Genomic DNA, 23,098 nt, shown 5'->3' on the forward strand with positions numbered 1-23,098 from the left:
GCGCCGTCGATTTGAGCTTGACGTCGGTCATTTACGTTCCTCTAATGCATGGTTCGTAAATTCGTAAAATTGATTGTTTAGATGATGCCCATCCACACGCTGGATAGATCAGGATATGCGGTTTAAGGGGCTGGATCTGAATCTCCTCGTTGTGCTGGACGCTCTGATCAGGGAGCGTAAAGTCACTGCCGCGGCCAACAGTATTAATCTGAGCCAGCCGGCCATGAGCGCCGCCGTCGCTCGGTTACGCGCCTACTTCAGCAATGAGCTATTTACGATGAACGGCCGCGAGCTCATTTTGACACCGCGCGCGGAGGGGCTTGCCCCAGCAGTCCGGGACGCATTGCTGCACATCCAGCTATCGATTATTTCCTCCGACGCCTTTAACCCAGCCCAATCGGATCGTCTCTTCCGAATCATGCTTTCCGATTACCTCACGCTCGTGCTTTTTAAGGGGATCGTAGAGCGTACTGCGCGGGAAGCTCCCGCCGTCCGCTTCGAATGTCTGCCTATTTGCGACGACCCCGAGGAGCTTCTCCGGCGCGGCGACGTTGATTTTCTGATTATGCCGGAAGTGTTCATGTCGAAACATCCTCGCGCAGCCCTGTTCGAAGATATGCTCGTATGCGTAGGCTGCGGCACGAACAAGCAGCTGTCAGAGCCACTTACATTCGAGCGATACTTGTCGATGGGGCATGTCGTGCTCAAATTCAGGCATACCCGGCAGCCCACCATGGAGGAGTGGTATTTGCTCGAGCACGGTTTCGAGAGACGTATCGAGGTCGTCGTACAGGGCTTTAGCCTGATCGCGCCCGTCCTATCAGGCACCAACCGCATCGGGACCATGCCCTTACGGCTGGCGCAGCATTTCGCAAAAACAACACCCCTGCGGATTGTCGGACTTCCGCCGCCACTTCCTCATCCCGCATTCACGGAGGCCGTCCAATGGCCTGCGCTTCACAATACTGATCCGGCAAGCCTGTGGATGCGGGAAATGATGTTGCAGGAGGCATCTCGCCTGGCGCCATTGCTTGAAAGCTATTGAGCGTCTCGGGCTTCCTGGAGGCGGTCGCGATCGCGTAGGAGCGGTTGCCATTCGGGCGTCAGGCCTTTGGCTCGGCAGAGCGGCGCAGTTCCTTGCTGAGTACGAGGGCCAGGAACGAGCAGAACACATGCCCGGGTTGGTGCTGAGTTGACTGCCGCCTCCGATTTCGCGTGCGAAGTCCCAGAAGATGTTTAGCCCCACTCAAATGCCAACTTTGCCCGGCCTTGCCGCGGCTTTTCACGCGCGGCCAGGCGAGGAGATGCCGGTCGACGAGGTCAATCCCAATGGACTGTGCCGGCCTCGCTCGGCTACTGGCGTGAGGCATCCTTGACGACACCGCCCTGCACCGACAACGTCGAGATGTTGGCAATGAAGCCGGTCGCGATTGACGCTGCGGATGTAGGGAATTTACCTCGCGCTTCCGCCTGAACGCGTGGCCGATCCGTTCACCCAATTGGCGCTTCATCCTGGGCCGCGGCTGAGGCCTGTGGGGTGCGGCTACCCCGCGTGGATGGGATCATCAATCAACTTTCTCTCATTTATGAAAGGAAACTTCCCCGCTTACGATAGAAGCCATCAGTTTCATATATTTTCCGGCAGATGAATGTCGAACGGCAGAAATGTCTGTCCTGGTGTTTCAGCAGTGCCGGTCTCGATAGCCCGCATCATCAGCGTTATCAGCTCCTGGGAAAGCCGGCGCATTGGCGTGGCGACCGCCATCGTGATGATGTTATCAGCGAGTGCCGCCCGAGATTCCGGCGTGATTTCATTCACGATCGCGACGAGATCGCGACTTTTACCCTCTTCCCGGACCGCGGAGATGGCGCCCTCCATGCCGCCCCCGGCGACATAGAAGCCGACGAGCTCGGGTTCCCGCTGCATGAGATCAAGCGTTGCCTCGTAGGTGATCTGCCGTTTCTCCAGGTTCACAAGCGGATCGAGCACCTCGAACGTCGGCGCGTTCTCACGGCAATAGGAGCGAAAGCCGACGTCACGGAGCTCGTGCCCCTGGAAACGATGGCTACCGACAAACACCGCCACCTTGCCGGGCCGTTTTGCGACCTTGGACACCATCCAAGCGGCCGTGCGCCCCACCTTGCGGTTGTTGAGGCCGATATAGCCCTGTCGCACGCCGGCGGCGAAGTCGGAAAGCAGCGAGAAAACTGGAATGCCTTTGGCCTTGAGGTCCTCAACCGCTGCTGTAATTTTTGGGTGGTCCGGTGCCACCATCGCGATCGCATGGCAGCGTGCGCCCAAATCCTTGAGCGGTGCGATTAGGTCGCTCGGCATATGTGACGGGGCGAATTGGATGAGCGGAATGCCGTGGAAGGACTGGGCCAAATTGACCGACGCTTCGACCTCGCGCGCAAAGTCTTGGTAGAAATGCTGGGCCGGTTTTCTCAAGATGAAGCCCAGACGGTAGCACGGTAGGTCTCGCCGAAAGCGCTGCTTGATGAGCCCGGCAGCATGATAGCCGATCGCGTGGGCGGCGTCGTGGACCCGCCGCGCGGTCTCCTCGCGCACCGGATGGCGGGCGTTCAGAACCCGATCGACCGTTGCTACGCTGACTCGGGCTTCGCGGGCGAGATCGGCAATTGTGGGGCGCTTGGTCATGGGTCCTATTCTGATTGGTTTTTGACGCAGGCTGGCTCTCTGTCACCTAGCGCGATTCGACAATGGTTTCGGGTGGGCAAAAGTGAAGACGCCCGCATACTGAATGATCGACAGCGTATTGGGCTACTCCAGACGTAGACCGGCCGGGTATAACGGAAGGTTCATTCGCTTAGGGCGGCGACGATTTGCACTCACACATTTAGCGCTTCTGATACATGGTCCGTGAGGCGCCGTTTAGAGCCTGCGAGTCGATCGTTCAGGTCATGTGACCAGCTTGGCGAAACCGGTCGCGGTGCGTCGCCCTTACTCGGCGGAGGATATCCGGTTTGATGCCTCGGCAAGCTGATGACCGCAGAAGGCGGCTTTCATCTGCGCTCGGTCCAATTCTCCTTCCCAGCGGGCAACGACGAGGGATGCCACTGCGTTGCCGACGCAATTCGTCAGCGCCCGGCATTCGGACATGAAGCGGTCGATGCCGAGTATCAGTGCCATCCCAGCAACGGGAACACTCGGAACTACGGCGAGCGTAGCAGCCAGGGTGATGAAGCCCGCACCTGTTACACCTGCAGCGCCCTTGGAGGAAAGCATCGCAACGAGCAGCAGCAGCACCTGATCGCCGATTGACAGATCCGTGTTCGTCGCCTGCGCGATGAAGAGGGCCGCCAGGGTCATGTAGATATTCGTGCCGTCCAGATTGAACGAATATCCGGCCGGGATGACGAGACCCACAACCGAACGCCTGGCGCCCGCCTTCTCCATCTTCTGCATGAGCGAGGGGAGCGCGGCCTCCGAGGAGGACGTTGCGAGGACAAGCAGCAGCTCTTCCTTGATGTAGCGAATGAGAGAACAGATCGAAAAGCCGTTGTAGCGGCAGACCGCGCCGAGAACCCCGAACACGAAGAGGAAGGCGGTGAAATAGAACGTCGCGACCAGCATCGCGAGGTTGACGACCGAACCGATGCCATATCTGCCGATGGTGAAGGCCATTGCGCCGAAGGCGCCGATCGGCGCGGCTTTCATGAGAATGCCGACGAGCTTGAAGACAGGCGCGATGAGCGCCTGTAGGAAGGAAACGACAGGCTTGCCCGTCTCTCCGGCCATCGCGAGCGCCATGCCGAACAGAACCGAGAAGAACAGCACCTGCAGGATGTCGCCTTCCGCGAAGGCACCGACAATCGTTGGCGGGATGATGTTCATCAGGAAGCCGGTGACCGACTGCTCGTGGGCCTTTGCGGCATAGGTATTCACGGCCTGGACATCGAGCGAGGCCGGATCGATGTTGAGGCCGGCGCCAGGCTGGACGACATTGGCGACGATGAGGCCGACGATCAGCGCCAGCGTCGAGAAAGTGAGGAAATAGACCATTGCCTTGCCGGCGACCCGGCCGACCTTGTGAAGATCGTTCATGCCGGCAATGCCGGTCGCAATTGTCAGGAAGATGACAGGCGCGATGATCATCTTGACCAGCTTGATGAAGGCATCACCCAGCGGCTTCAGGCTCTCGCCGGTCCCCGGATAGAAATAGCCAATTGCGACGCCGAGGGCGATGGCGGCAAGCACCTGCGCGTAAAGCTTGGCATAGAAGGGTTTGCGGGGCGCGGGACTCGCGCCGCGGACTTGTGCAGCTGACACTGTTTCTCTCTCCCTGACCGGATCGAGGTGGCGTGACTTCTCCCGGGCTTCTCCCTATCGCGGCGCTCCGGTCGAACGCTGCACCAACGCCGCCGCAATACCCATGCCAAATGGATCCGCATGACCTGAACTGACGTTGGGCTCGCCAATGATGGGATGAATGCGGTGGCACAAGACGGGAATGACAAGGCCGCCGTCCAGCACGCGCTTGATGTTCTCCGGCAGATTGCCGGTCGATCTCTCTGGCTTGCGGTTTTGCTGCACATCGTGGTGGGCTCCTCGGTTTGCCGACTTTGGGAAGGGCCGCATCGCTGGCACCAGAGCGGAGAATTGCCGTGTTCTTTGCCGCGCTGCCGCTGCAGCGACAGCTTGAAAGCGACGTCGAGACGTAGGGATTGACGCCGCTGGTGCTGACCGCGACGATGCGGTTCAGAAGTTCCGAGCACCGGCGAGAAAGCCGCGCTCGACCGCCAGCTTCGCGCCTTCACACGCGACGCCGCCGCCTTATCTGCGTCATCAATATCGAGGAAATGGCGGTTGCCGCGACCGACCAGTGTCGTCGGCAGTGATTATCGCTGCCGCCCCTGGTTCGCAGGCGCTGGTGAATGGCACGGCCCGGCAATTTATACTCGGCGCGGTCAGCCGCTCGGGCACCGCATCGCCGGCGCCGTATTTCTGTCGTTCAACATCGCCGACAAAAATTAGAACTGATGAATTCTATCATAGGCCGCGAGGTTTCCTTTCACGAATGAAAGAAAGCTCGATTGACTATCCCGCCTCGCTCCAGTCTTTTGAAAATCAACGTGTGGTTGCCCCCGTGCAAGCCGAGAACGTGACCAAGCTTCGTGGAGGGAGAGCCAAGCGATGCGTCAGGGGTCGACCCGCTTTGCACTCGACCACACGGCGGTGGCACGAGTTCACGTCAGAGCATTTTCGCGCTTGCCCGCGACGTCGCGGGCGCACATGCCGCAGGCATGCATTTCATGGCGCGAGATCGAGGATCACATGCACCACAACATTCCCAAATCAGAACAAAATGCCAGCGAGTGCCGCATTTCGCTTCCGGATGCGAAAAGGGCTTACCCAAAGTCCGAGATGAACACCGCGGTCCCTTTTGTGCCATCGCACGAGCACGCGCTTACCGGCATCTTCGAAATATCGAAAGTACTCACCGACCCCGCCCGGCTCGAAGTCACGTTGGCCAAGGTCGTCGATCTCCTGCCCTCGTTTGTGCAGATGCGGCACGGCATCATCGCTCTCTTCGACGCTGAGGGCGAACTGGACATCACCGTAGTCACCGGCTGCGACGAGAACAGCGATGAGCGCTCCCGGATGCGCCTGCCGCGCAAGGCAATCGATCTGATTGTGACGACGGACACGCCGCTCGTCGCCGAGAACATAGCGGTGCATTCGGCCTTCACTGCCGCTGACATAGAGGTGCTTGGGGCCTCCGACACCGTGTCCTTCATCGGCGTTCCCATTCGTGTTGATGGGAACGCCGTAGGCACGCTGATTATCGACCGCGCCTTGGACAGCAGGTCAACGTATCGGCTCGATTATGATGTCCGGCTGCTCACCATGATAGCCAACATGGTGGGACAGACAGTCAAGTTGCACCGCTTCTCCGCGGGCGACCGCGAACGACCGACGGAGGTGGAAGATGGGCTGCAAACGCAATTCTCTGATGTCAAGCACCCTGCACCGCAGCGCAAGAAGGTTCACGTCAAGGGAATGATTGGCGATAGTCCGGCGCTAAGCGCGCTGCTCGAGAAGATCGCAGTTGTAGCTAAGGCAAAGACCACGGTTCTGTTGCGAGGCGAATCCGGTACCGGGAAGGAGCTGGTCGCCAAGGCAATTCACGAGTTGTCGCCGCGCGCCAAGCGGCCCTTCATCAAACTCAATTGTGCAGCGCTGCCAGAGACAGTCCTGGAATCCGAATTGTTCGGTCATGAGAAGGGTGCCTTCACAAGCGCGTTCAATTCCCGCAAGGGTCGCTTTGAGCTCGCCGACAAGGGGACGTTGTTTCTGGATGAGATCGGCGAGATCTCGGCCTCCTTCCAGGCAAAGCTACTGCGCGTGCTGCAGGAGCAGGAGTTTGAGCGCGTCGGCAGCAACCAGACCATCAAGGTCGACGTTCGCGTGATTGCCGCCACGAACAGGAACCTTGAAGAGGCGGTTGCAAGGAATGAGTTCCGCGCCGACCTATATTATCGCATCAACGTGGTTCCCTTGCTGGTGCCGGCATTACGCCAAAGGCGCAGCGATATTCCGCTCCTCGCAGCTGAGTTTCTCAAGAATTTCAACGATGAGAACGGCCGTACGCTGACCTTCGATGCGCGTGCGATTGAAGTACTGATGAAATGTGAATTTCCCGGCAACATTCGCGAGCTTGAAAATTGCGTGCACCGGACAGCGATCCTGGCGGAGGGACGATCAATCGGGAGAAACGACTTTGCGTGCTCCCACGACCAATGCTTTGCCGAGGCGCTGCGGAAGAGCAGATCGGGCAAGGCCGAGCTGCAACCAGCGCCAATCCTCCCAGAGGCAGTGAATCCGGCCACGCCGCCGGATGCGGCCGCTCGTTCAGCCGCCACAACAGTCCCGCCTGCCGGAGCAACCCACTCATTGGGCGCGAGGACCACCGACGCCGAGCGCGTCATTGCTGCCATGGAAAGATGTGGCTGGGTGCAGGCAAAGGCGGCGCGCCTGCTTGGACTGACCCCGCGCCAGATTGGCTACGTGCTGAGGAAATACGGCATCGAGGTCAAGCGTCTGTGAAAGCTTGACTCAGGCGGATTAGCTGAGACCGCTTAGCGGCTTGGCCCGCGCAGGGATGCAGATCCGCGTCCGCGTCAAGTCGATCCGACCGAGGACAGCCTGGCCGAATTCCCGTGGCAGCCGGCGTTGCGACCATCTTGTGAAAGGCGACGCTGCCATCGTCAATCCGTCCGCCATGTTGCTCTCGTTGCGAGCTCATACGGATGCCCCTGTGCGACTGAAACGGAGATAAAATATGTCCGATGCAAAACTGCAAGCTGTGCTTTCGTCTCTTCCGCAAGGGACGCGACAGTTAGATGCTCTGCCGTCCAACGGACCAGCGCCGGACAAAAGTTTTGTCAAGCTGAATACGAATGAGAACCCGTTTCCGTTGCCGCCAATCATAATGCAAAGTGCAGTGGCGGCCCTCCAGCGCCAGTATCTGTATCCGGACGACGATAACATCAGCTTGAGGGAAGCAGCGTCCAATACCTATGGCGTATCCACGGATCAGGTCATCGCAGGCAACGGGTCGTCTGAACTGCTCGGACTCATCTACAGAGCTTTCCTCGCCCCTGGCGACAAGGTGGCGATGATATCGCCAGGGTTTTCGTTCAACCGCAAACTTGCCATGTTGCATGGTGCTGAGTTTCTCGAGATCGGATGTCAAACTCATTCGCTGCCAATGGAGCAATTGCTTTCCGGTCCGGCAAAAGACGCCAAGTTCATTCTGGTGGCCAATCCAAACAATCCGACCGGAACATTCCTCTCGATAAGCAATATCGAACGCCTCGTGGCACAATCGGATCGCCTGGTCGTCCTCGATGAGGCCTACGTCGACTTTGCACCCGATCACGGGCTGCGCCTCATCAACCGTTATTCGAACCTTCTGATCTTGAGAACATTTTCGAAGAGCTATGCCGCCGCCGGCATTCGCGTCGGTTTCGGTTTCGGTCACCCTGAGATTATTGGCAGGCTGCGCAACATCCAGAACGTCTTCAACATGAACGTGATCGGGCATGCGGTTGGTATCAGCGTGCTTGCGCATCGCGGCGCCTACGCAGAGAACCACAAGCACATCAGACATGAACGACAGCGAGTGACAGCCGCACTGTCGCAACTTGGATTTTCCGTAACGCCCTCCCACGCTAATTTCTTGCTAGCCCGTGTGCCAGCGGGACAGGACGGCTCATGGTGGCAAGCAGCCTTGGAAAGGCAAAAGATACTCGTTGCCTACTTTCCGGACAATGGTTTGGAACATTGCATCCGCGTCAGCATCGGCACAAAAGAGCAATTGGATGCATTTCTTGCTGCCGCTCGCGATATAGTTGGAAGCTTAAACATACCAAGCACCACGGGCAGGGGAGCGTCAGGCTCTGCTCGTTCGGTACGCTGACGCTAATCCGATATCACACATTGCTATCTTTAGACTTGCTTGGTCACCCAAGCACGACAACATTTTTCTTTAAAATCGGGGACAATATCGAGTGACAAACGTCTTTCCTTCAAATCTAGCCTTCGGCATCTTCGATCATCTGGACGAGGACGGCCTCGATATCGCCCGGCAGTACGAAGATCGCCTGATATTAGCAGAGGCGTGCGATCAGCTAGGGTTCTATGCCTATCATCTCGCAGAGCACCACTGTACCCCCCATGGGAGAGGTCCATCGCCGAATCTGTTCTTATCGAGCGTCGCCCAGCGCACCCGGCGCCTGCGTCTCGGACCCTTGGTGATGCTGCTTGCGCTTTATCATCCGCTGCGTGCGTTCGAAGAGATCTGTATGCTGGACCAGTTGAGCGGTGGCAGGCTCGAACTGGGCATAGGGCGCGGTGCTCTCCCGATCGAATTGGGTTACTTCGGGATTGGTGCGGACGCGGTGCCGGGCCGCTATGCGGAAGCCAGCGAAATTCTTGTTGAAATACTTGTTAATGCCATGAAGGTTGGCACGCTGTGCTATCAAGGCCGCCATTTTGAGCTCAATGACGTTCCTTTGACGCTAAGACCTCATCAGCGTCCACATCCGCCGACATGGGTCGCCGCCAATCGACCCGAGTCCGCAGCCTGGGCCGCTGCGAATGGAGCAAATATCGCGTGTGTAGGACCTTCCTCTTCTGTTCGCAAAACTACTGATGCGTTCCGCGCCTATCAAGAGGACAACACTGGCGCGGGCGATCGAGCGCCATTTATTGGATTGCTCCGCATGGTCGTGGTTGGGCGTTGTGACACACATGCCTATTCGCTCGCGGCACCTGCTTACGAACGATGGCTCAAGAGCTTCCAATTCCTTTACGAGCTTAACGCTATCCCCACTCCACCCAACCTGCCGCTGACCTTCGATGCGGCAGTCGAGAGTGAATTGTGCGTGGTAGGATCAGCAGCGTCTGTGCGAGAAGCTCTGCTCAGTCAGTTGGAAGAGGCAGGTGCTAACTACCTTCTTTGTCAACTGGCATTTGGGAATCTGCCGCTAGATGCTTCCCTATACACCGCGACGACCATTCAATCCGAAATCATGGCTCGACTTGGCTGACCATGAAATTCGCGGTCTGATCCGAAGGTAAATCGTTGTAACAGCGCTCCCTCACATCCACGTGCTCGAGCGTGCACGTGGTGGGGATTGGGAAATCGTGAGGGAGGCCAAACTGACGACGAGCCGGCGGCACAGATTACCAGGTTTGTGCGTTGGCCGGCATCTGGGCACGGTGTGAGACTGCACGATCCTAAGGAGATGATGGCCGAGCGCGTCACGATGCCGGCACGCATCTGCTCGTCGCGCTCGCGCTAGTCGTTGCCCATAGCCCGCCGCAAGAGGTTCTTCTCGACCGGGGCGGCGCCGGTGGCGGCTCCCGCATCCAGCTTCATCAGCGGCTCGGCGGTAGCAAAGCCGTCACTCGCTACGGCGCTGTTGAGGGCGCGCTCGCGAGCGGCTTTGCTACGCCGAGCGACACCACCTGGAGCGAGTTCGCCCGATGTCGCGGCGTGCACCGCGGTCGGATAACGACGCTGGAGGAAATCGTTCGCAGCCGGTCTTCACGATCCGCGCGAGTGCTTTGCATGAATGCTGCCTGCTTCCTCGTCTGCGGCGGCCTGAGTGTCCGCCGGCACGCCCGAAGTCAATGTCAGTACCACAAGGCCGCCAAGACGTCAGGTCTGGGAGCCGGCTTGTACGGTCGTATCGTGTTCTGGAATATCGTCAAAGGACGCGTAGTTGAGATTGTAGAGTTTGGAATACAGGCCCCCCATGGCTATTAGCTGATCGTGGTTGCCAGTCGCAATAACTTGGCCATTCTGAAGCACGATGATGCGGTCGGCACCCCGGATCGTGGCAAGACGGTGGGCGATGACGAGGCCAGTGCGCCCTTCAAGCAGCTTTATCAGAGCCTTCTGAATCTGCATTTCCGTGTAGCTGTCGATGTTGGCGGTAGCTTCGTCGAGCACGAGGATCTTGGCGTCGGCGACGAGGGCGCGGGCGAAACTGATAAGCTGGCGCTGGCCGAGAGATAAGTTGTCGCCGCGTTCGCCAAGTTGGGTGTCATACCCGTCGGCGAGGCTCATTATGAAGTCGTGGGCGCCGACCGCCTTGGCGGCCTCGATCACCTTGTCGCGCGTGGCTTCCGTCTTGTGGTATCGAATGTTCTCGAAGACCGTCCCGGTGAACAGGAACGGCTCCTGCAGCACCATGGCGACCTGGCGGCCGAGCGATTCCTGGGTGAGATCGCGCACATCATGTCCGCCGACCAGCACTTGGCCCTGCTGAACATCATAGAAGCGGTGGACCAGGGCCATCGCGCTCGATTTGCCAGAACCGCTCGGCCCGACCAGTGCGACCGTCTCGCCGGGATTGACCCGGAAAGAGACATTTTTCAGCACCGAACGGTTCGGATTGTAGCCGAAGGTGACGTCCCTGAACTCGACCGAGCCGTCCATTTCGGGCGAAAGCACCTCGGCATTGGGTTTGTCCTGAACATCGATCTTGACGTCGAGCACATCGGTCAGGCGCTTGCCTGAGGCCATGGCGCGCTGCATGACCGAATATTGCAGGGTGAGTGAGCGGATCGGGTCAAAGAAGCGCTGGATGTAAAATAGGTAGGCAACCAATACGCCCACATCTATGCGGCCATTCATGACCATCGAGCCGCCGACCACAATAACGGCGGCCATGGCGAGGCCGGTGAGGCCATCGACGATAGGCACCATGACCAGTGCATATTTGGCAGCGATCAGGTGGGTCCTGAGGTTGGCATGGGCCTTGTCGTCAAAAAGGATGAAATTCACCTGCTGGCGGTCCATTGACTGGACGGTGCGCACGCCGTGAATGGCTTCGGCCAGCGCGCCGTTGACGACGGAATTAGTCTCGTGTGCGGCCATGAAGGCGTCGCGGGCACGCGGCAGCCAGACAATGCGGACGATCACCAGGACCGGCAGAACCGAGAGCGTCAGGAGGCCGAGCCGGAAGTCGAGCCACAGCATTACGAAAACGATGCCGAAGAGAAGCGCAACATCGCCTACGGAATATACCGAGGTTTCGAGGAATTCCTGTATGGAGTTGACGTCGCCTTGCAGGCGCGACATGAGGCGTCCGACCTCGGTCTTGTCCATGAAGGAGAGCGAAACCTTCTGCAGATGGCCAAACATGGCGCGGCGGATGTCGAACAGGACAGTTTCGGCCACTTTCCCAACCACGGTTTCCTGCATGTAGCCGGCAGCGAAATTGACCAAAATCGCCAAAACGAACGCGCCGACGGCCGCGAGCTGGGCTGAGCGATCGGTCCTTGCCGGGTTCATGCCCTGGTCGAGCGCGTAGCGGATGATCAACGGGATGAGAAGCTGCGTCCCGGTGAAGATCAGCATTGCTGCAATCGTGATGACTACCCTGGCCCGATAGGGACGGACGAAAGCCCAGATGCGCCGGAGGATGCTCTTGTCGAAAGCCCGGCCGAACATCTCCTCCTCGATGCGGTGCGAGCCGACAACCGCGCGCGGAGGGCGTCTACCGTCGTCACGTTCGGCTTCGACTTCGCCGGCGCGGCCCTGCGCCATCAGCGGGCGCCCCCATACTGGGTCATATTGTCATCACCCGGGCGCGTCTGGAGATCGTAAAGGGCCCTGTAGCGTCCCCGCTTCGCCAAAAGCTCTTGATGCGTGCCGCGTTCTACGATTTCGCCGTTATCGACAAAAAGGATCTGATCGGCATGCACAAGCGCACTCAGCCGGTGCGCGATGATGATCGTCACCCGATCCTTGGCGAAGCGCCGCATCGCCGCGCGGATGCGCTGCTCGGTGCCGGCATCGATCGCGGCCGTTGAGTCGTCGAAAACGACGACGGAGGGGCGCAGCATCATGGTGCGAGCAATCGTGAGACGCTGGCGCTGGCCGCCAGAGAGAGAGACGCCGCGTTCGCCCACGACCGTCTCGTAGCCCGCTGGGAGCCCGAGGATGTAGTTGTGGAGCTGGGCGAATTCGCCAGCGCGTTCGATTCGCTGTCTCTTCGCCCAGGGATCGCCATAAGCGATGTTGTTCTCGATCGTAGTGGTGAATAGGAATGCATCCTGCTGTACGACGGCGACCGCCTTGCGAAGCGTCGCGAGGGTGACATTGCGTATGTCCTGGCCGTCCAGCGTGATGGCGCCACCGGTCACGTCATAAAAGCGGGGGACCAGATGAGCTATCGTCGATTTGCCCGAACCCGGCGGACCGACGATCGCGATCGTCTCGCCTCTACGGGCCTCAAAGCTGAGGTTCTTCAGAATGGCGCGGTTTTCGGCGCTGGGGTACGCAAACGAGACATTGTGGAAGCGCAGAGTGCCGTCGCTTATCTCGAGCGGTCTGGCCTCGAGAGCATCCCTGATTGTGATCTCCTGGTCGAGGAGACCGAAAAGCCGCGAACCGCAGCTAGAAGCGCGGGCAAAGGCATTGACCATGAGGCCGATCTGGCGGACTGGCATTTGCAGGATTGTCATGAAGGTCAGGAAGGTCGCCACCGTTCCGACGCTTATCTCGCCAGCGACGAGCTTGCTGCCACCGATCCAGAGCACCAATCCCATTGCGAAAAAGAAGGACAAGGTCATCGCCGACGTGCTGGGCACGTAGATGTCAACTCGGTCGTGGGCGAGGTCGAGCGCGTTCTTGGAAGCGCCGTCGAACTTCAGCATCTCATAGGCTTGAGCCGCAAAAGCGCGGACCACGCGGATGCCTGCGAGATTTTCCTCCATCACGCGGCTTAGTACTGAAAGCCGCTCATGCAGGTCGAGCCAGGTGGCGCGCAGCCTAAGCTGTGTGGCCGATGAGCGCCAGGCGACAAAAGGCACGAAGCTCAGCGCGACCAGGCCGAGCATGGGATCGGTCGAGATCATCATGTAGGCGCCGATCCCGATCAGCATGGTGAGCAGGAGCACGCGAACGAGCGCGGTGGAAAAATACATCCGCACGCCTTGGAGATCGAGCATTCCGATGGTGATCAGATCGCCTGAATGGACCCGGTCGTGAAAGGAAAAGCTGAGACGCTGGATCTTGTCGTAGTAGGCGAGCCGCAGTTCGTACGCGACATGATGCCCGACGGCTTCGGCAAAATAGTTCTGCGCCATCGTGAAAAGGCCGCGTAGCGCGCTGACGGCGAGCAGCAGGAGAGCCGGGGTCCAGAGCGCTTGTCCTGCCGCGGTCCCCGCGACACCGCCCCCGATGGCTGTCTGGGTCTGGTCGACAGCCCGGCCGAGAAGCTGGGGAATGAGCAACTGGAGGATTGCCGCCATGATCGTCGAGCCCATAGCGAAGGCGACCTGCCAGGGATGCCGCAAATTCATACGCGTGATGCGCAACAGCGTACTCAAATCCCGGCCCCAGCGCGCCGCTTCCACATCGGTCAACGAATTCAGAGCGTTCGTTGCGCTGCCGATAGCATCACTGCTCACGGGTGTATTCCCGACTGCATTTTGCGCCTTCGAGGCAAGCCGAAGGACCAATCATCAAAGGGGCCCGCCATTGTTAATCCTGTCCACCACCTGCAGCAGTGCCCGTTCCTATAAGCCGAGCCGCGGCTTCACCTACTGGCATGTCGATCACCGTGATTCCGCTTGCCGCAAGGAAACGCGCTTCGTTTCTGGTCAGCGTTTCCGCGTCCATTACCGCGCAATGTGGACCTCGGGAGCGCTTCATGATTTGCCTGGCGTAGGTGCGCAGCATCTGATCGTTGAAGCGGCAGCCAACGAAGAAAAATCCACGGGTGATGCGCCGTTCCTTCACCACGTCTGAGATCGGTGTCTGGATATCGATTTCGGTCAGGACTTCGACATAGTCCGAATCTGCGACGAGAAAGTTTTGCGCCGGCCTAATACTCCCGTGAGGTGTATAGAGAACCGTCTTCGCCCCCGATCGGGGGTCGAGTTCCCTCCCGGACAAATCGTAGGTTTTCGTCCAAATGTTACCGATTTCGTTCGCCCGCGTGACGCCTTGTATCTCAACGACGTCCGTTCGGCCGGTCTCTCCGAGAGCCGTGCGCATCGCGCCGGCGTACCAGCTGTCGACGATGAGGGAGAGCGGCAGCCTTGCGAGCCAGGCGTGGAGGAGGGTCGGCGCCACCGGCGCTGCGAATATGTCGGTCATCCAAGCTTGAAGCGTCCGGCGATGCCGGCGCTGTTCGATGAACTGCGCAACCGACCACATATTGGTGCGGATCCTGGAAGGGGCTGGCGCCCGTGCATTGAGTGCCGCGGCAACGACCTCGGGCGTATGCGGCACAGGCGGTTCCGCACAGTTGAACCCAAGAAGACCCGGACCGAGATAGGGGATCACCTGATCGGCGGCGAGCGCTTCCTTCGCCAGGTCAAGCAGCTTTTCGGCAAAACTGTCCCGCACGATGACGAGGTGGCCCGATGTCAGGATGGTGTTCATGCTCGTTTCCTCGCGACGCACCTTATCAAGGGGCAGCATCAGTCCTCTTCGGAAACCTTCCTTGCCTCGACGGTGATCGGCAGACGCGTATCCCGTGGAAGATCGGGTAGGAGGAGCCTCCACCCGTTCCTGAGCGTCACAGTTCCGCCCCACAACTCTTCCTTCTCGAGCTTGATGATCGGCTCTTCGAGGTCCTTCTTCGGGACATACGCCGACAAGCCAGCATCGGTCCTGCGGATCATGACTTTCATCTGGCCGTCCCTTCATTGGTATTGCTATCAGCACTGCAGGGCGCCTCGGCTTTGTCGAGGCTCATCAGTTCACGCGCTCGCATGCCGACGACGGTGCCACGGTCGATCCATTCGACCGCATAGATGAAGAACTGCTGGAGAAAGGTGCCAATGTCGCGCACATATCCCTCGTCGCCCTTCCGCACGAGATTTTCGCCGATCTCCCTGCCAGGATAGGTGCCGTCATTCTTTATGTGGCGAGTGGCACGTACCCGCTCTCCCGGCATGAATCGTGGAGGCCTGCGGATTTCGACCTCCTCTTCGCGTCCGAGCGACATGTCCGTTCCCTGATTTCTCTTGAGGCTGCAGATTGTGAACAAAGGCGTTCCAGGCGTCCTGCGAAGGCATCCCCGACCATGTCGGCGGCCCAATGTCCGTCACGCAGGAACGCAGGTCTTCGGCACCGGGCATACCGAGGCACATTGCTGCGCATCGAAGACCCCCTCGCATTCGGTGCACTTTTGCGGCTCGATCACATAGCTCTCGCCTTTGAACTTGATCGCGCCGGAGGGACACTCGAATTCGCAGGCGCCGCATTGGGTGCATTGGGATGCGATGATCTTGAAAGCCATTTTAACTCCTGGTCCGAATGGATGAGACGCGCTCAGGCCGTCGCCGCGAGTGCGGGGGTCCCAGACGCGGCCGCGTAAATCGCGCTGATTGCGGTCTCGATATAGTCGTGGGCATATGCGTCGGTGGCTTGGATTCCAGCGTCGGCGAGCTGATCCTGCGGGCAGTTTCCGATCTTGGCGCACAGCACGATATCTATGCCTTCAAGCGCTGCGATGACGCCATCGAGGGCGGCTTCTCCGCCCCAGCCGCCGAGGCAATACTGCTCCACCTTCCGATGCCCGACAAAACTGATCCCTCTCGGCGAGGCTTGATAAACCTGGAATTCCTTCGCATGGCCGAAATGTTCATTGACGCGGCCGCCGCCCTTGGTCGCCACCGCGAAGAGAAGGGACTTGCCGGGGCTCGCTGCCTTGACCAATCCGATCGCTTCTCTCCTAGCCGCCACGTGATCACGGCGCTCCTCCGCGACCAGCTCCCGATAGGCCTTGCGATTGCTGGCATCGTAGGTGACCTCGCCGGGAATCCGGTCGACTGTGAATTCCTGGCCACGATCCTCACCGAGCAGGCCGACGGCATCTGCCCGGCACTGCCGGCAGTGGCGCATCAACTGGGCGCCGCCTTCGACACGATCCTGAAGAGCCTTCATCTCCATTGCGTTTGGGCCGCGTTGCCCGCTCAGTCCGTAGTGCGTGCCGTGCGCCGGGTCCGAAATCAGCGGCATGAGGTTGTGCAGGAACGCGCCTCGCTCCTTGACCCATCTATTCACCTCGATCAGATGCTCATCGTTCACGCCGGGGATCATCACCGAATTGATTTTGGTGAGGATGCCGCGCGCGGTCAGCATCTCCAGACCCAACATCTGCCGCTCGTGCAGGATCCGGGCGGCTTCGATGCCGACGTAGCGGCGATGGTCGTAAAAGATCCAAGGATAGATCTTTGCACCGACCTCAGGGTCGACCATGTTGATGGTGATCGTCACGTGATCGACATTCATGTCGGCAAGCTCATCGACATGGTCCGGCAGCGCGAGCCCATTCGTGGAGATGCAAAACTTGATGTCTGGGATTTCCCTGGCGACTCGTTCGAACGTTGCCTTCGTCTTCTTCCAGTCGTAACAGGCATCGCCAGGTCCGGCGATGCCGAGCACGGAAAGCTGCGGCACCTCGTTGGCGACCGCGATCACCTTGCGTAGCGCCTGGTCGGGCGTCAGCTTTTCGGAGACCACCCCAGGCCGGCTTTCGTTGGCGCAGTTATATTTGCGATTGCAGTAGTTGCACTGGATATTGCAGCCGGGCGCGACCGCGACGTGCATGCGCGCGAAATAGTGATGCGCCTCTTCTGAAAAGCAGGGGTGATCCTTGATCTTTTCCCAGACAGCCGGATCCATGTCGTCCGGCTTTATCGACGAGCCGCAGGACGAAGACGCGCAGCCACCGGCTTTCACGGTGGCAAGCAACTGGTCATCGAATGTCGTGCTGAGGCTCTCAAGCGAAATTGCCGGTGCGGACATCGAACGGCTCCGTTGCTGGGTGAATGTCGCAGTTCAAACCGCAAGAGCTATGCCAGCTCAAAGAGCGGGTTTGGTTCACGAATTGGCTTTCGTGTCGGATTCCGTCGGATTGCTCCGACACACCTTTGTCGGGCTTCCGACAGTGGACAAGCAAATCGGGTCGCGAAGGCTACCAGCCTTGGGCGCGAAGAGTGTGAGGGAGACTACTCCGGGCTTACGTTTGACGTCATCACGACGTCTAGAATTTCTTCACCTCGATGCCATATCGGCGCAGCGCGTAGCCGATTTGCCGCGGCGTGAGGCCGAGGATACGAGCCGCCCTGGCCTGAACCCAACCGGCCTTGTCCATCGCGTCGATCAGCCGGTCGCGTTCCGTCAGACGCGGGGGACAAGCGGGATCGTTTGGATCGCCGGCCGCAAGGGGAGATACGTTGCCTGCGGAGGCACCGATGCGACTGGCCGGCAGCCGCAATCCGACCGGCCCTGCGTTGACCCGTGCGAGATCGTCGATGGTATTGCCGCCATTCGAGCGGTCGGCTCGCTTCCAGAGGAGCCAGGAAAGGCACTGGCTCTTCTTACAGGCGAAATCGGATGGCGTGATCGTCCTTGAACGCGCAAGTGTGGCCGTCCTTTGGACGCAGTTCTCCAGCTCGCGGACGTTACCAGGGAAGTAGCATTGCGAGATCAGGTCAAGCGCCGACGGCGCGAAGGCGAGTGCGCGATCGTTCTCCTTGTTGAATCGATTGAGGAAGGCGTTCGCAAGGCGTGGAATATCGCCGGGTCGCTCTCTGAGCGGAGGCAGGATAATTGGCACCACATTGATGCGGTAATAAAGGTCGGCCCTGAACTCCCCTTTTATGACGGCCGTCTCGAGGTCCTTGTTGGTGGCGCATATGAGGCGCACGTCGACCTGTAGCGTTTTGGTGCCGCCGACTCGCTCCAACTCGCCTTCCTGCAAGACACGCAACAGCTTGGCTTGAAAGGCCGGCGAAATCTCGCCGATTTCATCAAGTAGCAGCGTTCCCTCATTTGCCAATTCAAAACGACCGGCGCGCTGGGAGATAGCACCCGTGAAAGCGCCCTTTTCATGCCCAAACAGTTCTGACTCCAGAACGCTTTCAGACAGTGCGGCGCAGTTCAATTTGACGAAAGACTTCTTCCTCCGACGTGAGAGCTTATGGATGGCTTGCGCAAAGAATTCCTTGCCGGTGCCGCTTTCACCCCGCAGTAGCACGGTGGAATTGGTCCCTGCTACGACCGAGACGGTTTCGAGCACCTGCTTGAGTGCGGGGCTTTCCCCGATGATCCCGTCGATTTTGACATCCGCATGCCGGGCAGGGTCGTAGGTCCTCCCCTCGTTGGGCGATTTCTCCGGTCTCCATTGCTCATGGACAGACCGCTGACGATCTGTACTCAGGATGCGATGGAGACGGATCGTCCGGCCGACAAGGTTGGCGACCATCGTCAGGAAGTATGTGTCCTCGTCGTCGCGAAAGTCGGTGGCGCCGTCTCCGGCGCGGTCGATCGACAATGTCCCAAGGATTTTATGATCAGCCTTTAGCGGGATACCGATAAAGGCAATTGGGATGGTGCCGCTGCTCGAAGATGTTTGAAGGTCAGCCTGAAATAGTTGGGACTTGCAGACGTCCGGTATGAAGAGCGGCGTCCCCGTAGCGACGATTTGATCTGTTATGGCCTGTGGTATGACGCGGCGAGTGCCTGATTGAGGTGCGTGGGTATTGCCGGCAGTTGCGGCAATCTCCGGCTCTCCTTCAGCGTCCAGGACGACGATTGCTCCGTGACGCATCTGCAGAAACGAAGGCAGGATGTTCACGACATTGGCGAGCGTAGTCTCCAGCTCGCTGGGGGCGGTCAGCACCTTCGATATCTCGTAGAGTCCCCTGAGCGCGATATCTGCTTGGGGCATGCTTTTGATGGGCGGTTCGGGGCGGGTATCCCGAGGTGCTACCTCGTCGACCCGATCTTGCGGTACGTGAGCCATGGAAACACCTCAGCGGTTGTCGTCCAGAGTGCTCCTCCTTTTGTGTCTGAGTCTGAATTCTGAAAGCACAGTATTCACGAGCTTCTCTTCGTGGCGCGGCAAATCAAGCAAAGATAGACTTGGCGTTGGTCGCGACCTCAGGTGTACCAAGATTGACCCTCTTGATACGGTGCGTGCGTCCTCATCCGAATTTGAAGAGGACTCCGAAGCCGCCGCGTGGATAGTTCCACTCGATCTCGCCACTGGTCTCGCACAAAATCCGGCAGGTGCCGCACTCCATGCAGCCGTCGGCAGTGATCTCCACTTGACCTTTGTCGTTCAACTCATAACATTTCGCGGGGCAGACGTGGGTCAGCGCGAGCAAGTTCGCGCTTGGCCTCTCGTGCGGTCGCACTTTGATATGCGGACGGCCGGAATCCACCAAGTAGCGGTTCTGGTAAAGCTTGTCCTCGACACGTGACTTCGTCACTGCGATCGTCATTTCGTCTCCCCTCAGCGCCACGCCAATGCAAGGCGGACCGCGTCGCTGACCAGCCCCCAGCGCGAGCGCGCCTTGATGAAGGCCGCCGTGGTCGCCTTTTCCTTCTCGATCTTCGGCGTGCCGTCGACACGCATGAAGTTCTGCGCGGCTTGCGACATCAACCGCGGATAAGTCGTGAAGTAATTGCAGGAATTGGTGTGGAGCAAGGCCGGCATGTCTTTGTATTTCCTTAGGTCCTTGACCACGAAGGACTTGTCCAGCAGGGCTTTGTAAAGGGCGAGATTCCGTTTGGTCATAGGACCGTTGCGGCTCTTGACCTCGATGATTGCCTCAGCCGCGATGCGGCCGGAGGTCATGGCGAGGTTCGAACCCTCGCGGTGAATGGCGTTGTTCAGTTGCGCGGCATCGCCGACCACGACCCAACCGTCGCCAAAGAGCTGCGGAATAGCCTTGTAGCCGCCTTCGGGAATGAGATGCGCGGAATATTCTTTCACTTCCGAGCCGGCAATCAGCGGCCGGATCGAAGGATGGGTTTTTAAGGCGTCGAGGAGGACGTAAGGGCTCTCGACCATCGCGGCGAAATCGGAGACGAGGCAGCCAATGCCCAGTGAGATCGACTCCTTGTTGGTGTAGAGGAAGCCGAGCCCGGCCATGCTGCGGGAGGTCGTGCCCACCGCCTCGATCACGCAGCCTTCATCGCCTTTCAGGCCGAACCGCTGCTCAATGACCTCTTCGGGCAGGAAATGCATTTCCTTGACGGCGAGCGCCACGGTTTGCGGCTTCGGCATCTCGCGCAGGCCGGCCCGCGTGCCAAGCAGTCCGCATACACCTTCTGCGAGGACGACCACGTCCGCGTAGATGGCTCCGCCGGCCCGGTCTGTGCGGACGCCGATCACCCTGTCCTTGGCGTCACGGATGAGTTCCGTCACGGTCGTCTCGCACAGAACCGTCGCGCCGGCCTCGCGCACCTTACGTGAAAACCATTTATCGAACTGGGCACGGATGATCGTGTAGCGGTTGGGCTTCGCCTCATTGAAGTCGTCCGACCGATAGTGAATCCCGGTATGGGATGTGTCGTCCATCACCCAAAGCCGCTGTTCAACCAAATGCCGCTCGAGAGGCGCATCGTCCCGGAAATCCGGGATGATCTTCTCCAGCATGTTCGCGTACATGATGGCACCCTGGACATTCTTGGAGCCCGGATATTCACCCCGCTCCAACTGCAGCACCTTCAGGCCGTGGCTGGCCATGGTGTAAGCAGCTGCGTTTCCGGACATGCCGGCCCCAATAACAATCGCGTCGAATTGTTCCTCAATCATGTCCATCCCTTAGCTCGCAAGCTTATCGCGACTGTGGGGCGACAGCCGCCGGGTGAAGGCTTCCGTCAGTGCGGGCAGGAAGCGGATCGCGTCGGTGACGATCCCGAGGTGGGCGAAATCGAAAATCGGCGCGTTCGGGTCGGTGTTGATGGCCACGATGAGATCCGCCCCCTCGACGCCAACCCGGTGCTGGATGGCGCCGGAAATCCCAGCCGCTATGTAAAGCTTCGGCCGGATGGTCTTGCCAGTTTGGCCGATCTGCCGATCAGCCGGCATCCAGCCCTTCTGGACCAACGGGCGCGAACAGCCATGCTCGGCACCAATTGCCCGCGCGAGATTCTTCACAAGCTGCAGGTTCTCCGCCGCGCCTAGACCGAGGCCTCCCGCAACCACGACGTCGGCATAGGCAAGATTTGCCTTTGCCGACTGACTATCCGGCAGGAAGCCCAGGACTTTGGTAACGATCTCGTTCTCGGCTACCGAGAGCTTGTGCCGGATGACACGCCCGACCGGTTTATCCGCCCGCGGTGGCATGGGCATGACCCTCGGTCGCACTGTCGCCATCTGGGGGCGGAAATTGAGCGTATAGATCGTGCACAGCAAGGAACCGCCGAAAGTCGGACGGGTGGCGGCGAGCGAACCGTCGGTATCCACATCAAGTTCGGTGCAGTCGGCCGTGAGCCCTGTCTGCAAGGTCGTCGCCACGGAGCCGGCAAGATCCCTGCCGAGTGTGGTGGCACCGAGAAGAAGGATCTCGGGTTTGTGGGTATCGACCAGATCCGTCATCGCCTTGGTGAATGGCTCGTTACGATAGTCGGCGAGCAGCGGCGCCTCGACGATGTAGACAAGGTCGGCGCCATAAGCGAACGCTTCGGCAACGGCGTTCCCGATGGCCTCTCCCGGCGGTCCAAGCACGACGCCTGCAAGCTGGACCTGAAGCTTGTCTGCTAACTTGCGGCCTTCGCCGAGCAGTTCGAATGATACGGGATGGACCTGGCCGCGTTCGAGCTCGATGAAAACCCAAACGTGCCGGTAGTCCTTGAAATGCGCGGGCAGCTCCTTCTTTATGCCGGCACGGCCGGCGGCAGGGCGAGGGGTTTCTCGGTTCGCGTTCGACATCGTCTGCTCCTTGCCCTCTCACGCGCCGCCGTTGAAGGCGAGCTCATGTTCCAATGCCGGCTGGCGGGTGAAGATTGCCGTGATGAGTTCGTCAGCGACATCGCGCAAGGCCATCTCGGCGGTGTCGATTTTTGCCGCCTTTTCCGCTCGCGCAGGAGGCGCGAAAACGCGCTTGACCACCGTCGGTGAACCGCGTAGGCCGCATTTGGTGAGATCCTCAATGCCGGCGTCGGCCGCACTCCATTTCAAGACCTGGCTGCGCGCGGCGCACAGGGCGTCCTGGATCGAGCCCCGGCGGATCTCGTTTGTGCCTTCCAGCATGGTGATCAGGCAAGGGAGCCTGCTCTTCAGCATCTGTGTGCCGCCTTCGGAGCGGCGCTCGACCTTGATCTCGCGCGCAGCAAGGTCAATAGAGGCGATCTTCGCGACATAGGTCAGTTGCAGGAGTCCGAGGCGCTTGGCGATGCCGGGCCCGACCTGGGCGGTGTCGCCATCGATCGTCTGCTTGCCGGTGAAGACGAGGTCTGGCGTGCCGAACGTCTCGCCAACCTTCGCGATTGCCTGGGAAAGGGCGAACGAGGTCGCCAGCGTGTCGGAGCCGGCAAAATAGCGGTCGGTCAAGAGCACCGCTCGGTCGGCGCCGTAACCGAGCGCCTTGCGCAGCGCGTCCTCTGCCATGGGCGGACCCATAGTGAGCACGGTGACTTCGCCACCATAGGCGTCGCGCAGTCTGAGGGCTTCTTCGAGGGCGAACAGGTCGTAAGGGTTGATGATGGTCGGAACACCCTGGCGCATGATCGTGTTCGTCACCGGATGGACCCTTATCTGTGCCGAGTCCGGCACCTGCTTGATGCAGATTACGATGTGCATT

At 59.5% G+C, this 23,098-nt stretch carries 20 protein-coding genes; 4 read left to right on the forward strand and 16 right to left on the reverse strand.

Annotated features, from left to right (window positions below; translation table 11 throughout):
- Positions 1–115 precede the first annotated feature (115 nt).
- Positions 116–1,045: a LysR family transcriptional regulator gene (locus NKJ94_RS05305; RefSeq protein ID WP_352523371.1), complete on the forward strand. Its 930-nt coding sequence runs from the start codon at positions 116–118 to the stop codon at positions 1,043–1,045.
- Between the two features lie 582 nt (positions 1,046–1,627).
- Here NKJ94_RS05305 and NKJ94_RS05310 read toward each other — a convergent pair.
- The 3 genes from NKJ94_RS05310 to NKJ94_RS05320 all read right to left on the reverse strand — a co-directional run bounded on the left by NKJ94_RS05310 (position 1,628) and on the right by NKJ94_RS05320 (position 4,555).
- Positions 1,628–2,659, reverse strand: a complete 1,032-nt coding sequence (locus NKJ94_RS05310) for a LacI family DNA-binding transcriptional regulator (RefSeq protein WP_352523372.1) — start codon at positions 2,657–2,659, stop codon at positions 1,628–1,630.
- Between the two features lie 303 nt (positions 2,660–2,962).
- The gene (locus tag NKJ94_RS05315; protein ID WP_352523373.1) at positions 2,963–4,291 is read right to left on the reverse strand and encodes a dicarboxylate/amino acid:cation symporter; all 1,329 of its coding nucleotides are present in this window, start codon (positions 4,289–4,291) and stop codon (positions 2,963–2,965) included.
- A gap of 54 nt (positions 4,292–4,345) precedes the next feature.
- Positions 4,346–4,555: a hypothetical protein gene (locus NKJ94_RS05320; protein ID WP_156937379.1), complete on the reverse strand. Its 210-nt coding sequence runs from the start codon at positions 4,553–4,555 to the stop codon at positions 4,346–4,348.
- Between the two features lie 741 nt (positions 4,556–5,296).
- Here NKJ94_RS05320 and nifA (NKJ94_RS05325) point away from each other — a divergent pair.
- From nifA (NKJ94_RS05325) to NKJ94_RS05335, 3 genes are all read left to right on the forward strand, one after another.
- Positions 5,297–7,069, forward strand: a complete 1,773-nt coding sequence (gene nifA / locus NKJ94_RS05325; RefSeq protein ID WP_502904164.1) for a nif-specific transcriptional activator NifA — start codon at positions 5,297–5,299, stop codon at positions 7,067–7,069.
- 235 nt (positions 7,070–7,304) lie between these two features.
- Entirely contained in the window at positions 7,305–8,444 is a 1,140-nt protein-coding gene (gene hisC, locus NKJ94_RS05330; protein WP_352523374.1) for a histidinol-phosphate transaminase, read from the forward strand.
- A 91-nt stretch (positions 8,445–8,535) separates the two neighbouring features.
- Positions 8,536–9,576 (forward strand): LLM class flavin-dependent oxidoreductase, encoded by a 1,041-nt coding sequence (locus tag NKJ94_RS05335; protein WP_023678254.1) that lies wholly within the window; start codon positions 8,536–8,538, stop codon positions 9,574–9,576.
- A 251-nt stretch (positions 9,577–9,827) separates the two neighbouring features.
- Here NKJ94_RS05335 and NKJ94_RS05340 read toward each other — a convergent pair whose 3' ends face one another.
- The 13 genes from NKJ94_RS05340 to NKJ94_RS05400 form a co-directional block, all read right to left on the reverse strand.
- A complete protein-coding gene (locus tag NKJ94_RS05340; RefSeq protein WP_352457028.1) occupies positions 9,828–10,031 on the reverse strand; it encodes a hypothetical protein in 204 nt (67 codons plus the stop codon).
- Between the two features lie 159 nt (positions 10,032–10,190).
- Positions 10,191–12,086, reverse strand: coding sequence for an ABC transporter ATP-binding protein (locus tag NKJ94_RS05345; RefSeq protein WP_352523376.1), 1,896 nt, complete (start codon positions 12,084–12,086; stop codon positions 10,191–10,193).
- Positions 12,086–13,954: an ABC transporter ATP-binding protein gene (locus tag NKJ94_RS05350; RefSeq protein WP_352523377.1), complete on the reverse strand. Its 1,869-nt coding sequence runs from the start codon at positions 13,952–13,954 to the stop codon at positions 12,086–12,088. Before NKJ94_RS05350 ends, NKJ94_RS05345 begins: the two co-directional genes overlap by 1 nt.
- Positions 13,955–14,027: 73 nt before the next feature.
- A complete protein-coding gene (locus tag NKJ94_RS05355) occupies positions 14,028–14,933 on the reverse strand; it encodes an SIR2 family NAD-dependent protein deacylase (RefSeq protein ID WP_352523379.1) in 906 nt (301 codons plus the stop codon).
- A 38-nt stretch (positions 14,934–14,971) separates the two neighbouring features.
- Positions 14,972–15,184, reverse strand: a complete 213-nt coding sequence (nifT, locus tag NKJ94_RS05360) for a putative nitrogen fixation protein NifT (protein WP_023678250.1) — start codon at positions 15,182–15,184, stop codon at positions 14,972–14,974.
- Positions 15,181–15,501 (reverse strand): nitrogen fixation protein NifZ, encoded by a 321-nt coding sequence (locus NKJ94_RS05365; protein WP_352516056.1) that lies wholly within the window; start codon positions 15,499–15,501, stop codon positions 15,181–15,183. The genes nifT and NKJ94_RS05365 overlap by 4 nt, the downstream gene beginning before the upstream one ends.
- A gap of 99 nt (positions 15,502–15,600) precedes the next feature.
- Positions 15,601–15,795 (reverse strand): 4Fe-4S dicluster domain-containing protein, encoded by a 195-nt coding sequence (locus tag NKJ94_RS37560; RefSeq protein ID WP_023678248.1) that lies wholly within the window; start codon positions 15,793–15,795, stop codon positions 15,601–15,603.
- Between the two features lie 32 nt (positions 15,796–15,827).
- Complete coding sequence (gene nifB, locus NKJ94_RS05375; protein WP_352523380.1) at positions 15,828–17,306, reverse strand: nitrogenase cofactor biosynthesis protein NifB; 1,479 nt, start codon at positions 17,304–17,306, stop codon at positions 15,828–15,830.
- 238 nt (positions 17,307–17,544) lie between these two features.
- Positions 17,545–19,308 (reverse strand): nif-specific transcriptional activator NifA, encoded by a 1,764-nt coding sequence (gene nifA, locus NKJ94_RS05380; protein ID WP_352523381.1) that lies wholly within the window; start codon positions 19,306–19,308, stop codon positions 17,545–17,547.
- A gap of 181 nt (positions 19,309–19,489) precedes the next feature.
- Positions 19,490–19,789, reverse strand: coding sequence for a ferredoxin family protein (locus NKJ94_RS05385; RefSeq protein WP_023678245.1), 300 nt, complete (start codon positions 19,787–19,789; stop codon positions 19,490–19,492).
- Between the two features lie 11 nt (positions 19,790–19,800).
- Positions 19,801–21,108, reverse strand: a complete 1,308-nt coding sequence (locus tag NKJ94_RS05390) for an FAD-binding protein (protein ID WP_352523411.1) — start codon at positions 21,106–21,108, stop codon at positions 19,801–19,803.
- Between the two features lie 9 nt (positions 21,109–21,117).
- Positions 21,118–22,227: an electron transfer flavoprotein subunit alpha/FixB family protein gene (locus tag NKJ94_RS05395; protein WP_352523382.1), complete on the reverse strand. Its 1,110-nt coding sequence runs from the start codon at positions 22,225–22,227 to the stop codon at positions 21,118–21,120.
- An 18-nt stretch (positions 22,228–22,245) separates the two neighbouring features.
- Complete coding sequence (locus NKJ94_RS05400; protein WP_352466656.1) at positions 22,246–23,097, reverse strand: electron transfer flavoprotein subunit beta/FixA family protein; 852 nt, start codon at positions 23,095–23,097, stop codon at positions 22,246–22,248.
- Between the last annotated feature and the right edge of the window lies 1 nt (position 23,098).

Source organism: Mesorhizobium sp. M0060 (assembly GCF_040323155.1).
Lineage (GTDB): Bacteria > Pseudomonadota > Alphaproteobacteria > Rhizobiales > Rhizobiaceae > Mesorhizobium.